Source organism: Bradyrhizobium sp. Kon10 (assembly GCF_055807395.1).
On record NZ_JBVVOZ010000003.1, the window covers coordinates 279,419 to 294,267 of the forward strand.

Below are 14,849 nucleotides of genomic sequence, written 5' to 3' on the forward strand. Positions count from 1 at the left end.
ACCGCACCTGCCGTTCCCAGCGGGAACTAATGACACACAAGCGGCTTTCTATATAGGTACCAAGCGTAGGCTCCCGCCAAGGGAAACGGGCCCCTGCTTTCTTGTCAATGGCATCACCGTGAACAAGACAATTCAAACTGTCGAGAGTGCCGCGTCAGGCAGCGCTTTCCTCATTGAAGACATCTATCCGCTGATTGACGGCGGCCGCTTCGCCGTGAAACGGATCGCGGCCGAACCGGTCGAGGTCTGGGCCGACATCTATCGCGACGGCGATGCCGTGATCGGCGCCGCGCTGATCTGGCGTGCCGAGCAGGACCGTGAATGGCGGAGCGAGCCGATGATCCATCACGGCAATGACCGCTGGTCGGGCGCATTCACGCCGACCGAGCCCGGGCCATATGTTTATGCCATTGAGGCCTGGACCGACGAATTCGCCACCTGGCGGCACCATCTCGCGCGCAAGCAGCGCTCCGGCGCCGATCTCAGCCTCGATGCGATCGAAGGCGCGGGCCTGCTGACCAAAGCGCACGGCGCACGGCAGGACGCCGCTGATCTCATCCTCAGGCAATGCGAGGACTATCTCAGGAACGGCGACGTCGCGCCGCTGCTTGCGGCCGAGCTGAGCGAGGCCATGTCCGAGAGCCAGTCGCGGCCTGACCTGACCCGTTCCCCCCTCTTCCCGCTGATCGTCGACCGCGACAAGACGCGCTTTGGCGCCTGGTATCAGATGATGCCGCGCAGCCAGAGCGAACTAGCCGGCCGGCACGGCACGCTGAGGGATTGCATCGCGCGCGTGCCCGACATTGCCGGGATGGGTTTTGACGTGCTCTATTTCACGCCGATCCACCCGATCGGCCGCACCCGCCGCAAGGGCCGCAACAATGCGCCGGTGGCAACCGAAGCCGAGCCCGGCTCGCCCTATGCGATCGGCGCCGCCGAGGGCGGCCACGATGCGCTGCATCACGAGCTCGGCACCATCGAGGATTTCCGCGCACTGGTGGCAACCTGCCTCGAATACGGGCTGGAGCTCGCGCTCGACTTCGCCGTGCAGTGCTCGCCTGATCATCCGTGGCTGACGCAGCATCCGGAATGGTTCAAATGGCGGCCGGACCGCTCGGTGCGGACGGAGGACGGGCCGTATTCGGATATCGTCATCCCCGATTTCAACTCGGTCGATAGGATCGGATTATGGAACGCGTTCCGCGACGCAATGTTGTTCTGGATCGACCATGGCGTGACCATCTTCGCCATCGACAATCACGACACGGCGCCGTTCCAGTTCTGGGAATGGCTTATCCGCGACATCCGCCGCCGGCATCCCGAGGTGATCCTGTTCTCCAAGACATACGCGCGCCCGAAATTGATGAAGGGCCTGGCCAAGCTCGGCTTCGCGCAATCGTTCAGTTATTTTCCGTGGCGGACCGGGAAATGGGAGCTGGAGCAATATTTCAGCGAGCTCACAAATTATCCGGAACGCGACTTCTACCGTGCGAACCTGTTCGTCAACACGCCTGATCTCCTGCCCTATCATCTCCAGAGCGGCGAAGCCTGGGCGTTCAAGTCGCGCGTTGCGCTGGCGGCGACGCTGGCGGGCAGTTACGGCATTTACAGCGGGTTCGAGCTGCTCGAGCACGAGGCTATCCCCGGCCGCGAGGAATATCTCGATTCCGAGAAATACCAGATCAGGCAGCGCGACTGGGACAAACCGGGCAACATCAAGCCCTACATCACGGAGCTGAACCGCATTCGCGCCGAAAACGCGGCGCTTCAGCAGACGGCGAGCCTCCGCTTCCTCGGCATCGAGGACGGCGAGACGATCGCCTTCGTGAAGGAGGCGGCGGATCCGGCCAATGTCGTCGTCACCGTCATCGCACTCTCGCGGCATGCGCGCGAGTTCTGGTTGCCGCTCGGCGGCCTCACCGTCGACGCCGGCGGCGAGCGTCGCCACGTCACCGCACTCGAAAATCTCCTCACCGGCGAACAGTCCCGCATCGAATGGGGCGGGATCAAATTGCGCATCGATCCCGACCGCGATCCGGCGCTGCTGTTCCGCTGCCTGGCGTAAAGGGGCACGCCATGAACGTATTGTCTTCCGTCGACACCAAGAAGGCCGAGGCTGCCGAGACCGTGGATGAGCTCTGGTACAAGGACGCCATCATCTACCAGCTCCACGTCAAGGCGTTTGCCGACAGCAACAATGACGGCATCGGCGATTTCGCCGGCCTGACCGAGAAGCTGCCCTATCTCCAGGATCTCGGCGTCACCGCGCTGTGGCTGCTGCCGTTCTATCCCTCGCCCGGCCGCGACGACGGCTACGACATTGCCGACTACGGCTCGGTCAATCCCGATTTCGGGACGATGAAGGATTTCAAGCGCTTCATCCAGGAGGCGAAACGGCGCGGTCTGCGGGTCATCACCGAACTCGTGGTCAACCACACCTCCGACCAGCACAATTGGTTCAAGCGCGCGCGCCGCAGCCCGGCAGGCTCGAGCGCCCGCAACTGGTACGTCTGGAGCGACACCGACCAGAAATACCAGGGCACGCGCATCATCTTCACGGACACGGAAAAATCAAACTGGACCTGGGATTCGGAAGCCGGCGCGTTTTACTGGCACCGCTTCTTCTCGCACCAGCCCGATCTCAATTTCGACAATCCGCGCGTCGTCAGCGCGCTGATCCAGGTGATGAAGCGCTGGCTCGATGCCGGCGTGGATGGTTTCCGGCTGGACGCGATTCCCTATCTCTGCGAGCGCGAGGGCACATCGAACGAGAACCTCCCCGAGACGCATGCGATCATCAAACGCCTGCGACAGGAGCTCGACGCCTACGCCAAGGGCAAGCTGCTGCTGGCCGAGGCCAATCAATGGCCCGAGGACGTGCAGGAATATTTCGGCCGCGGCGACGAGTGCCACATGGCCTATCATTTCCCGCTGATGCCGCGCATCTACATGGCGATCGCGCAGGAGGACCGCTTCCCGATCACCGACATCCTGCGCCAGACGCCGGACATTCCGGCGAGCTGCCAATGGGCGCTGTTCCTGCGCAACCACGACGAGCTGACGCTGGAAATGGTCACCGACGTCGAGCGCGACTATCTCTGGACCACCTACGCCAACGATCCGCGCGCGCGCATCAATGTCGGCATCCGGCGGCGGCTTGCGCCGTTGATGGACAACGACCGGCGCAAGATCGAGCTGATGAACTCGCTGCTGCTGTCGTTCCCCGGCACGCCGATCATCTATTACGGCGACGAGATCGGGATGGGCGACAACATCTATCTCGGCGACCGCAACGGCGTGCGCACGCCGATGCAATGGAGCCCGGACCGCAACGGCGGTTTCTCGCGCGCCGATCCAGCCCGCCTCTACGCGCCGCCGATCATGGACCCCGTCTACGGCTACGAATCGGTCAACGTCGAGGCGCAGTCGCGCAGCCTGTCCTCGCAGCTCAGCGCGACCAAGCGGCTGATCTCGGTGCGCAAGTCGACGCTTGCCTTCGGCCGCGGCAGCATGACGTTCATCCGCCCGACCAACCGCGCCGTGCTCGCCTATGTCCGGCAGTATCGCGACGAGGTGATCCTCTGCGTCGCCAACCTTTCGCGCGCAGCACAGGCGACCGAGCTCGACCTGTCGCCGTGGAAGGACCGCATCCCGCAGGAAATGCTCGGCCGCACCCGCTTTCCCGCCATCGGCGAACTGCCCTACATGATCACGCTGGGACCGTACGGCTTCTACTGGTTCCAGCTGTTGGAGCGCGACAAGTCCGAACCGGTGAAGCCGAGCGCAGTGCCCGAGTTCGAGACGCTGGTGGTGCCGGTCAATTCGACCTGGGTGTCACTCGCCCGCGAGCGCGGCGTGTTCGAGCGTGACGTGCTGCCGGGATTTTTGTCGCGCACGCGGTGGTATCCCGAGCACAACCCCAAGCACATCAAGCCGACGCTGACCTCGGCGGTGCCGTTCTGCGACATCGGCGACAACCGGCCCTGGATCGGGTTCTTCGAAGCGACACAACATGGCGTCGCCACGCGTTACGTGGTGCCGATGCAGATCGAGTGGGTGCGTTTCGACCGCGAGCGCTTCAATCCCAAGGCGCTCGCCGCCGTACGCCAGGGCGCGCGCGAAGGCACGCTGCTCGACGTCGCAACCGACCAGATCTTCATCGGCCTGTTCCTGCGCAATTTGTCGCAGCACCTGATGGTGGAGGAGAACAATCTGCGGCTGGAGTTCAAGCCGACCAGCCTGTTCGCCGATTACACCGTCAAGGAACCCGAGCGCATCCGCGCGATCGAGCAGTCGAACAGCACCGCCCTGGTTGACAATCAATACGTCGCCAAGATCTATCGCCGGCTCGAAAGCGGCATCAATCCCGAGACCGAGATCGGGCGCTATCTGACCGAGATCGCGCGCTTCCCCAACACGCCGGAGCTGCTCGGCACCGCTGAACTGGTCGAGGGCGATAGCCGCAGCACGATCGGCGTGCTGCATGCCTATGTCGAGAACCAGGGCGACGGCTGGGCCGTGACCGCGGCCTATCTCGATCGCTACGTGGATGAACAGCGGCTGCTGCCGGCGGATGAGGCCTCCCGCACCACCCCGGACCAGGCGCCCTACCTGCACCATCTGGCGCAGACCGGCCGGCGGCTCGCCCAGCTGCATATGACGCTTGCTGCCGCAAAGCCGGCCGATCTTGCCGCCGAGCCAATCAGCCCGGCACACGTCAACCGCTGGACGTCGGACCTCAAGGCGCGCGCCGAGCACGTGTTCGAGCGGCTGATCGAAAGCCGCGAGGGCCTGCGGGAAGCCGACCGGCCGCTGGTCGACCAACTCACGGCGACGCGCCCGAGCCTGCCCGACCGCTTGAGTGCGCTCTTGCCATCCGACACCGGCGGGTTGAACATCCGTCATCATGGCGACTTCCGCCTCGGGCAAACTCTGATCGTGAAGGACGACATCTTCATCATCGACTTCGACGGCGATCCGCGCGTGCCGTTGGCTGAAAAGCGGCGCAAGGCACCGGCCGCGTGCGACGTCGCCGGCCTGATCCGCTCGATCGAGCTCGCGGCAACCGCGGCGTTGAATCAAGCGCTCAACGGCGCCTCTGACGAGCAGGGCCGGCTCGCGGCCGCGCTCGGTGAATGGCGCGAACGTGCCACGACCACCTTCCTCACCGCCTATCGCGAGGCCATGACCGACCGGCGGTTGTGGCCCAATGACCCGCATTTGGCGGATGGCCTGTTAAGCTTTTTCCTGCTTGATCACGCGTTCGACGAAGTAGAGTACGCGCTGTCCCACCGGCCAGAGGGGCTCAGCGCGGCACTGACCGGGCTGCTTCGCATGATGTCCAATGCCGAGAGCGAAGCCCATGCCTAAACTGCCTGCCGAAGCCTACGCCATCATCGAGGGCCGCCACTCCGACCCGTTCCACTATCTCGGGCTGCATCCCGAGGGCGGCAAGAGCGTGGTGCGCGCCTTCCTGCCCGAGGCCTCCAATGTCGAGGCGGTCGGCGAGCACGGCGAGGTGGCGCGGCTCGACCGCGTCCACGATTCTGGCCTGTTCATCGGGGCCCTGCCCAACGGCTCCAGGCGCTATCAGTTGCGCGCGAAATTCGGCGACCATGTCGTCGAGTTCGAGGACGCCTACCGCTTTCCGCCGATCCTGACCGACTTCGACCTCTATCTGCTCGGCGAAGGCACCCATCAGCGTCTCTACGACAAGCTTGGCGCGCATCCGATGACGCTCGAAGGCGTCGATGGCATCGGCTTCGTGGTGCTGGCGCCGAACGCGCGGCGCGTGGCCGTGGTCGGCGACTTCAACTTCTGGGACGGCCGACGCCATCCGATGCGGGTGCGTGGCTCCGGCTACTGGGAGTTGTTCATTCCGCACGCCAAGGCCGGCGACCATTACAAGTTCGAGATCGTAGGGCCGCACGGTCATCTGCTGCCGCTGAAATCCGACCCCATGGCGTTCGCGACCGAGCTGCGTCCCAAGACGGCCTCGATCGTCTTCGACGAAGCGCATCTGCCGCGGCCCCGCCCGGCGACGGACGGCATCAACGCGCTGTCGGCGCCGATGTCGATCTACGAGGTCCATCTCGGCTCGTGGCGGCGCAAGAACGGCAATGAATGGCTCACCTACCGCGAGCTCGCCGAGCAGTTGCCGGCTTACGTCCGCGACATGGGCTTCAGCCATGTCGAATTCCTGCCCGTCAGCGAGCATCCGTTCGACGGCTCATGGGGCTATCAGCCGACCGGCCTCTATGCGCCGACGAGCCGCTTCGGCACGCCGGAGGATTTCGCGGCGCTGGTCGACGCCTGCCACCGCGAAGGCGTCGGCGTGCTGCTCGACTGGGTGCCCGGCCACTTCCCGGACGATCCGCACGGGCTCGGCAGCTTTGACGGCACCGCGCTCTACGAGCACGCCAACCCGCTCCAGGGCCGCCATCTCGACTGGGGCACGCTGATCTACAATTACGGCCGCACCGAAGTGACGAACTTCCTGGTGTCGAACGCGCTGTTCTGGCTGGAGCGCTACGCCATCGACGGGCTGCGCGTCGATGCGGTCGCCTCGATGCTGTATCTCGACTACAGCCGCCCGCCGGGCGCGTGGATTCCGAACCAGTATGGCGGTCGCGAGAACATCGAGGCGATCGCGTTCCTGCGCCGCTTCAACACCGAGCTGTTTGCCCGATTCCCGCAGGCGACCACCGCTGCCGAAGAATCCACCGCGTGGCCGCAAGTGTCCCGTCCCGTCGAATTCGGTGGGCTCGGCTTCGGCTACAAGTGGAACATGGGCTGGATGCATGACACGCTGAACTACATCAGCAAGGATCCGATCCACCGCAAGCATCATCACGGCGACATCCTGTTCGGGCTGCACTACGCCTTCTCGGAGAATTTCATCCTGCCGCTGTCGCATGACGAGGTGGTGCACGGCAAGCGCTCGATCCTCGGCCGGATGCCCGGCGACGAGTGGCAGCGCTTTGCGAATTTGCGCGCCTATTACAGCTTCATGTTCGCCCATCCCGGCAAGAAGCTGCTGTTCATGGGCGCCGAAATCGCGCAGAGCCGCGAGTGGAATCACGACCAGTCGCTCGACTGGCACCTGCTCGAATACAAGAGCCACGCCGGCGTTCAGTCGCTGATCCGGGATCTCAACAGGGTCTATCGCGCGGTGCCGGCGCTGCATCAGATGGATTGCGACCAGGCCGGCTTCGAATGGCTGATCACGGACGATGCCAACCGCAACGTCTTCGCCTGGATGCGCAAGGGGACCGCCGAGCACGCGCGGTGCCTGGTGATCGTCAACTTCTCACCCAATGTCTATCGCAATTATCGCGTTCGCGTACCCTTTGCCGGCAAGTGGAAAGAGGTGTTCAACTCGGACTCCGCTCATTACGGCGGCACCAATGTCGGGAACATCGGAGAGGTTCAGGCCGTTGACGGCAAGTCGCCCGAGCTACGCCTCACGGTTCCGCCTCTCGCGGCCATCTTCCTCGTTCCGGAAAGCTGACACATGCGCCTGACTGCTGGATCGCCCGCACGCCTCGGTGCAAGCTGGGACGGGCGCGGCACCAATTTCGCGCTGTTTTCCGCCAATGCGCAAAAGGTCGAGCTGTGCCTGTTCGACAGTCAGGGCCGCCGTGAGCTCGAACGCATCGAACTGCCCGAGCGCACCGAGGATGTCTGGCACGGCTATCTCAACGACGTCTCGCCTGGTCAGCTCTACGGCTATCGCGTGCACGGCCCCTATGAGCCCGAGCACGGCCACCGCTTCAACGCCAACAAGCTGCTGCTCGATCCCTATGCCAAGCGGCTCGCCGGACGCTTGGTCTGGAGTGACGCACATTTCGCCTACCGCACCGGCAGCGCGCGCGAGGACCTGTCGTTCGACCGGCGCGACAACGCCCGCGGCATGCCCAAGGGCGTCGTCCTCGACGAGACCTTCAACTGGGGCCGGCGCGAGATCAGGCCCAACATCCCCTGGGAGGACACCATCATCTACGAGGCCCACGTCAAGGGCCTGACGCAGAAGCGCGACGACGTGCCGCCGAACCTGCGCGGCACCTATGGCGGCCTGTCGTCGCCCGCGATGATCGAGCATCTGAAGAAGCTCGGTGTCACCACGGTCGAGCTCCTGCCGATTCACGCCTTCGTCGACGACCGCGTGCTGGTGGAGAAGAAGCTCGCCAATTATTGGGGCTACAATACGCTGTCGTTTTTCGCGCCGGAGCCGCGCTACGCCCAGGACAATGCGCTCGATTCTTTCCGCACCACTGTCGCGCGGCTGCACGATGCCGGCATCGAGGTGATGCTCGACGTCGTCTACAACCACACCGCTGAAGGCAATCATCTCGGCCCGACTCTATGCTACCGTGGCATCGACAATGCCTCCTATTACTGGCTGAACCGAGAGAACCCGCGCTACTACGACGACTTCACCGGTTGCGGTTCGTCGGTGAACCTGACCCATCCGCGCGTGCTCCAGATGGTGATGGATTCGCTGCGCTACTGGGTCGAGGTCTGCCACGTCGACGGCTTCCGCTTCGACCTCGCCACCACGCTCGCGCGTGGGCCGAACGGTTTCGATCGCGGCATCTCGTTCCTGACGGCAATCCGGCAGGATCCGGTGCTGGCGACCGTCAAGCTCGTCGCCGAGCCCTGGGACCTCGGCCTCGGCGGCTATCAGGTCGGCGCATTCCCTTCGCAATGGTCGGAGTGGAACGATCGCTATCGCAGCGCCATGCGCCGCTACTGGAGCGGCGAAGGCAGCCTGATCGGCGACATCTCCAGCCGCATGACGGCGTCCTCGGACCTGTTCAACCACGATGGACGGCGGCCGCGCGCCAGCATCAACCACATCACGGTGCATGACGGTTTTACGCTGGCCGATCTGTTCAGCTACAACGAGAAGCACAACGAGGCCAATGGCGAGGACAATCGCGACGGCTCCAACGACAACCACAGCAACAATTGCGGGGTCGAGGGACCAACCGACGATCCGGAAATCCTCAGCCTGCGCCGGCAGCTTCGCAAGAACGTGCTCGCCTGCCTGATGCTGGCCCAGGGCGTTCCCCTGCTTCTGGCCGGCGACGAGGTCGGCAACTCGCAGTCCGGCAACAACAACGCCTATTGCCAAGACAATGAGATCGGGTGGATCGGCTGGGACAATCTAGGCAAGGACGGCGACGACATGGTCGATTTCGTCGCGCAGCTCGCCGAGATCCGCCGCCGCTTCTCGCAGCTTCGCAGCCACCGCTGGCTCGACGGCCGTCCCGCGGACGGCGTCTCCTACGGTGCGCTCTGGCTGACCCCTGCCGGCGACGAGATGACGGAGAGTGACTGGAAATTCCCGGAAGGGAGGTTCCTCTCCTATGTGATGGGGCCGGTGGAACCCGGCGGGGCTGCGATCTTTATCGTTCTGAACGCCGCCCCCGAAGAGATCGCATTCAGATTGCCCAAGATGAGCGAATACAAGAGTTGGCTGCAGGTCCTGAACACGACAGACGCCAAGCTGAACACGACTGACTTCCTGCCCGGAAGCGACAGCAAGGCGCCGCCGCGCTCGGTGCTTGCGTTCGCGGGCGCGCGATGAGGCCGTCCTTCGGCGCCAGGCCGACGAATGAGGGCGTGTCGTTCCGCCTGTGGGCTCCGGCTGCACGACGCGTCGACCTCCTGCTCGAACGGCGTCATGCCATGCGGCGGCGCGAGGATGGCTGGTATGTGGCCGACATCGCCGGCCTGAGCGCCGGGAGCCAATACAAATTCAGGATCGACGACGAGATCGACGTGCCCGATCCGGCCTCGGCATTCCAACCCGAGGACGTATCCGGCCCGAGCGAGGTGATCGATCAGGCGGCGTTCGAATGGCGCGCCAGGGACTGGCGCGGCCGCCCCTGGGAAGAGACGGTGCTGATCGAGACCCATGTCGGTACGTTCACGCCGCAAGGCACTTACCGCGCCATGATCGACAAGCTCGATCATCTGGTTGCGAGCGGCATCACCGCACTCGAATTGATGCCGCTGGCCGATTTCGCCGGCCGCCGCGGCTGGGGCTATGACGGCGTGCTGTGGTACGCGCCCGACAGCGTCTATGGCCGGCCCGAAGACTTGAAGACGTTGATCGACGAGGCGCATCTGCGCGGGCTGATGGTGTTTCTCGACGTGGTCTACAATCACTTCGGCCCCGAGGGAAATTACCTCGGCCGCTACGCGCCGACCTTCTTCACCGATGCCCACACACCTTGGGGCAGCACGATCGACTATCGGGTGCCGCAGGTACGGGCCTTTGCGGTCGAGAATGCGCTGTCCTGGCTCGCCGACTACCGCTTCGACGGTCTGCGCCTGGATGCCGCCAATCACATCATGACGATCCCCGGCGAGCAGTCGATGTTGCAGGAGCTGAGCGTTGCCGCCGGCGAGCTCGCCAAGGCCACGGGACGACACATCCATCTCGTGCTGGAGAACGGCGACAACCAGGCGAGCCTGCTCGATGCCGCGCAGGAGCCGCCGAACGGAAAATATCGCGGACAGTGGAACGACGACTATCATCACGTCTGGCATGTGATGCTGACCGGCGAACTCGCCGGCTATTACGCAGATTACCAGACGCCGCGCATGGACCTTGCGCGCGCGCTCGCGTCGGGCTTCGTCTATCAGGGCGAAATCTCGGAATTCTGGGGCAAGAAGCCACGCGGCGAGCCAAGCGGCGAGCTGCCGCCGGCAACCTTCGTCAACTTTCTCCAGAACCACGACCAGATCGGCAATCGGCCGCTGGGCGATCGGCTCGAGAGCCTGGCACCGCCGCGCCAGATCGAGGCCGCTCTCGCAGTGACGCTGCTTGCGCCGATGGTGCCGATGCTGTTTCAGGGCGAGGAATGGGGCTCGACAGCGCCCTTCCCGTTCTTCTGCGATTTCCAGGGCGGACTGGCTGACGCGGTGCGCAAGGGGCGCAAGCGGGAATATGCCTGGGCCTACGAAAAATATGGCGACGAGGTACCCGATCCGCTCGATCCAGCCACGCTGCAATCGGCCGTGCTCGACTGGGACAGCCGTACGCCGGAACAGAACAAGCGGCTGGCTTTGGTGCGCGAGCTGCTCTCGCTTCGCCGCAAGCAGATCGCGCCGCGGCTGAAGGGGGCGAGTTTCGGCGACGCCCGGGCCGGCGACAATGGTTTGCTGACCGCACATTGGCGTATGGGCGATGGCGCGACACTGCGGCTCGCCGCCAATCTGTCGGACAAGGACATCGCGCATTCGGACAACAACGCAGGCACGCCGATCTGGGGCGGCGCGGCCAGCGACCGGCTCTTGCCGTGGTCAGTAGTCTGGCGCCTCGGAGGTTAGCATGCCTCCGGCCATTCCTCTCGCGACCTATCGCCTCCAGCTCACGGCGGATTTCGACTTCGACAAGGCCGCCGCCGTGGTGCCGTACTTGAAGGCGCTGGGGATCACGCATCTCTACGCGTCGCCGGTGATGAAGGCCCGCAAGGGCTCGACCCACGGCTACGACACAGTCGATCACAGCCAGTTCAATCCCGAACTGGGCGATGAGCCCGGCTTCGCGCGGCTGAGCGACGCGCTCAAGCAGCACGATCTCGGACTCATCATCGATTTCGTGCCCAATCATGTCGGCGTGCATTTTGCCGACAATCCGTGGTGGCTGGACGTTCTGGAGTGGGGCCAGGCCTCGCCGCACGCGGTTTCCTTCGACATCGATTGGGATCAATTGGCCTACCGTGCCCGCGGCGGCGTGCTGCTGCCGATCCTCGGCGCGTCCTATGGCGAAGCGCTCGAGCGCGGCGAGATCGAGCTGCGCTACGACCCCGACGAGGGCAGCTTTTCGGCCTGGTATTTCGAGCATCGCCTGCCGATCGCACCGGAGCGCTATGGCGAAATGCTGCGGGCGATGGTGAAAGAGGCGGATGCCGCAGAGACGGAGGCCGGCAAGCGCCTGCTTTCGCTCGCGACCCGCTACACGGGATTGCGCCGGCCGAATCGCAAGGAAGCGCCCGGCTTCAAGGCCGAGCTGAAGCAGATCGCGGGCGCCGCCGACATCATCGCGAATGGCCTTGGCGCCTATCGCGCGGCCAAGGATCGTCCGGCGCAGACACTGGCGCTGCATCATCTTCTGGAGCGCCAGCACTACAAGCTCGGTCATTGGCGGCTCGCGTCCAGCGACATCAACTACCGCCGCTTCTTCGACGTCAACGGGCTCGCCGGCCTCCGCGTCGAGGATCCCGGCACGTTTGCCGCCACCCATCGGCTGGTGAAGCAGCTCGTCGCCGAGGGCAAATTGCAGGGCATCCGCCTCGATCACATCGACGGCCTGCGCGACCCCGCGCAATATTGCCAGCGGCTGCGCCGGCTGGTGCGCGACGCGCAAGGCACGACGAAGCCGTTCTTTACCGTCATCGAGAAGATCCTGTGCGAGCACGAGCGCCTGCCGCACTTCGCCGGCGTTCAAGGCACCACCGGCTATGAATGGTTGAACGTCATCACCCATGTGCTGGTCGATCCCAAGGGATTGAAAGCACTTGACGAGACCTGGCGGCAAATCAGCAACCGGCCGCCGCGGCTTGCGCCTTACGTCAAGGATGCCAAGCGGCGCGTGCTGCAGACCTTGCTCACCAGCGAATTCATCGTGCTGACGCGCCTGCTCGCACGCATCGCCAACGGGCATTATTCGAGCCGGGACTTTTCCGCCGACAGCCTGCGGCAGGCGCTCGAACTCTACGTGCTGCACTTCCCGGTGTACCGCACCTATCTCACGACCGGCGCGCCCGCCGCGCACGACCGCAAATTGATCGACCATACCATCGAACGCGCCCGCGCTGAATGGTTCGCCGCGGACGAGGGCATTTTCGACTTCCTGCGCGATGCGCTCACCATGGACCTGCTCAAGCCCGACCGCCCCCCGCATAGCGCCCCAAGAGTGCGCCGCTTTGCACTCAAGGTGCAGCAGTTCACCGGACCGATGATGGCGAAGTCGCTGGAGGACACCGCCTTCTATCAATTCCACCGGCTGCTCGCCCTGAACGAGGTCGGCGGCGATCCCGCAAGCAACGGGCTCACCGTTCCCGCTTTCCACCACGCCATGCAAGCCCGCGCCAAGGAATGGCCGTACGGCATGACGGCAACCGCCACGCATGACACCAAACGCGGCGAGGACGCTCGCGCGCGGATCGCAGCCCTGAGTGAAATTCCCGGCGAATGGACCAGCATGGTTTCGCGCTGGAAAGTCCTGAACGCGCCGCATCTCGCGTTGGATGGTAATTTGCGCGCGCCGTCGGCCACATTCGAATATATGCTCTACCAGACCCTGCTCGGCGCCTGGCCGCTCGACGGGCTCGGCGGCGATTTCGTGGAGCGCATCCAGGCCTACGCGCTCAAGGCCGCACGCGAGGGCAAGGAAGAGACGAGCTGGCTCAATCCGCATGAGGCGTACGAAGCGGGCGTGCGGAGCTTCATCGCGACAATCCTCGATCCCGCGCAGTCCGCCGAATTTCTGGAGTCGCTGCAAACCCTGGCGCGCCGCGTCGCGCTGCTGGGCGCGTTGAACTCGCTGAGCCAGCTCACGCTGAAGGCAACGTTGCCCGGCATTCCCGATTTCTACCAGGGCACCGAATTCTGGGACCTATCGCTGGTCGATCCCGATAACCGCCGCCCGGTGGATTTTGCCGCGCGGCACGCAGCCCTGAGATCGCCGGACAACCGGGATTGGAGCGGCCTGATCAAGAGCTGGCCGGACGGCCAGATCAAACTCGCCTGGACGCGGCGGCTGCTCATGCTGCGCAACGCACTCCCCGACGTCTTCGCCCATGGCGACTACCAACCGCTGGAGGTGCGGGGCGCGCACGCGGAGCATGTCATCGCCTTCGCCCGGCGACATGGCCGTGACGCGGCGATCGTCGTGGTCGGACGGCAGTTCGCGCCATTTACGCAAACGGGCCGCGAATGGCCCGTGCTGGAAGGCTTCGACGCGACCATCAATATCGCCGGCTATTCCGCGCCGGGCTTGACGAGAAACGCGCTGCAAGTTGCACAGTCTTTTCGTGAACTTCCCGCGGCCGTGGTCGAGGCACGCACCGCAGGCGCGGTCAAGCCCGCGCGGCAGCGCCTCCGCGCCTGAAGCTTACTTTCCGTCGTCCTTTGTCAGCAGCAACTGCCCGCGCTTGCGGATCGTCGCCTGCGCCATTTCGGCAAAGCGCTGCAACAACCACGGCAGCACCACCTGAACGTTGACGTGGTCGTCGGTGACATCGACCTGGCCGCTCGCGATCTGGCCGAGCGCACGGATGCGAAAATTCATGCTGTCGCCGCTCCAGCGCTCCTCCTCCACCTGCATGACGGGAATGCTGGCCGCCGCACGGCCAAGGCCGCTCTTGAGCCGGCGTATCGCCTCTTCGCGGCCGAGACGATGGGGAATTGAAACGACGAGCGGTGCCGACATGATCCTGCCCCGTGCTGTTCGATCCTCAACTCATTATGTCGGCCGCACGGGCAAAGGTTCCATGCGCTTGCCGCCTGCCATCCTGTTTCATACGCGGAACTTTCAAACCTGCGGCAAGTTGCCGTGGCACAACGTACAAACACAACCCTCTGACAAAGGGCTGGAGGAGATTCGCATGTCTATCGGTACGATCATTCTGATCATCCTGGTCATCGCCCTGCTCGGCGGCTTCAGCGGCATCGGCGGTGGCCCGTTCTACGGCACCGGTTATTACGGCGGCGGCGGGCTCGGGCTCGTGATCATCATCCTGCTGATCCTGCTGCTGATGGGGCGAATCTAGTTCTCGTAGGGTGGGCAAAGGCGCTGTTGCGCCGTGCCCACCTTTTTCGCCGCAACCAGT

Annotated in this window: 8 protein-coding genes; 7 read left to right on the top strand and 1 reads right to left on the bottom strand. The window is 64.4% G+C overall.

What is annotated here, in order from left to right; translation table 11 throughout:
* Positions 1-118 precede the first annotated feature (118 nt).
* The 6 genes from AC0L2O_RS06675 to treY are packed head-to-tail and all read left to right on the top strand — an operon-like array spanning position 119 to position 14,128.
* Entirely contained in the window at positions 119-2,065 is a 1,947-nt protein-coding gene (locus AC0L2O_RS06675) for a maltotransferase domain-containing protein (protein ID WP_473369135.1), read from the top strand.
* Positions 2,066-2,076: 11 nt separating this feature from the next.
* Positions 2,077-5,370: a maltose alpha-D-glucosyltransferase gene (treS, locus tag AC0L2O_RS06680; protein ID WP_473369136.1), complete on the top strand. Its 3,294-nt coding sequence runs from the start codon at positions 2,077-2,079 to the stop codon at positions 5,368-5,370.
* Entirely contained in the window at positions 5,363-7,510 is a 2,148-nt protein-coding gene (glgB, locus tag AC0L2O_RS06685; protein ID WP_473369137.1) for a 1,4-alpha-glucan branching protein GlgB, read from the top strand. The genes treS and glgB overlap by 8 nt, the downstream gene beginning before the upstream one ends.
* 3 nt (positions 7,511-7,513) lie before the next feature.
* Positions 7,514-9,592 carry a glycogen debranching protein GlgX gene (glgX, locus tag AC0L2O_RS06690; RefSeq protein WP_473369138.1) on the top strand — a complete coding sequence of 693 codons (2,079 nt, stop codon included), beginning with the start codon at positions 7,514-7,516 and terminating at the stop codon, positions 9,590-9,592.
* Positions 9,589-11,343: a malto-oligosyltrehalose trehalohydrolase gene (treZ, locus tag AC0L2O_RS06695; RefSeq protein WP_473369139.1), complete on the top strand. Its 1,755-nt coding sequence runs from the start codon at positions 9,589-9,591 to the stop codon at positions 11,341-11,343. Before glgX ends, treZ begins: the two co-directional genes overlap by 4 nt.
* Before the next feature lies 1 nt (position 11,344).
* On the top strand, positions 11,345-14,128 hold the full coding sequence (treY, locus tag AC0L2O_RS06700; RefSeq protein ID WP_473369140.1) for a malto-oligosyltrehalose synthase: 2,784 nt from the start codon (positions 11,345-11,347) through the stop codon (positions 14,126-14,128).
* 3 nt (positions 14,129-14,131) lie between these two features.
* Here the strand turns inward: treY and AC0L2O_RS06705 are convergent, their stop codons facing one another.
* Positions 14,132-14,449 carry a polyhydroxyalkanoic acid system family protein gene (locus AC0L2O_RS06705; RefSeq protein ID WP_369721595.1) on the bottom strand — a complete coding sequence of 106 codons (318 nt, stop codon included), beginning with the start codon at positions 14,447-14,449 and terminating at the stop codon, positions 14,132-14,134.
* 175 nt (positions 14,450-14,624) lie between these two features.
* Between AC0L2O_RS06705 and AC0L2O_RS06710 the strand changes: the two genes are divergently transcribed.
* Positions 14,625-14,789, top strand: a complete 165-nt coding sequence (locus AC0L2O_RS06710) for a DUF3309 family protein (RefSeq protein WP_084298933.1) — start codon at positions 14,625-14,627, stop codon at positions 14,787-14,789.
* Positions 14,790-14,849 lie beyond the last annotated feature (60 nt).

Coding starts and splice junctions, on each gene's coding strand:
- treY (WP_473369140.1), top strand. CDS start 11,345: ATGCCTCCGGCCATTCCTCTCGCGACCTATCGCCTCCAGCTCACGGCG.
- glgX (WP_473369138.1), top strand. CDS start 7,514: ATGCGCCTGACTGCTGGATCGCCCGCACGCCTCGGTGCAAGCTGGGAC.
- glgB (WP_473369137.1), top strand. CDS start 5,363: ATGCCTAAACTGCCTGCCGAAGCCTACGCCATCATCGAGGGCCGCCAC.
- AC0L2O_RS06710 (WP_084298933.1), top strand. CDS start 14,625: ATGTCTATCGGTACGATCATTCTGATCATCCTGGTCATCGCCCTGCTC.
- treZ (WP_473369139.1), top strand. CDS start 9,589: ATGAGGCCGTCCTTCGGCGCCAGGCCGACGAATGAGGGCGTGTCGTTC.
- treS (WP_473369136.1), top strand. CDS start 2,077: ATGAACGTATTGTCTTCCGTCGACACCAAGAAGGCCGAGGCTGCCGAG.
- AC0L2O_RS06705 (WP_369721595.1), bottom strand. CDS start 14,449: ATGTCGGCACCGCTCGTCGTTTCAATTCCCCATCGTCTCGGCCGCGAA.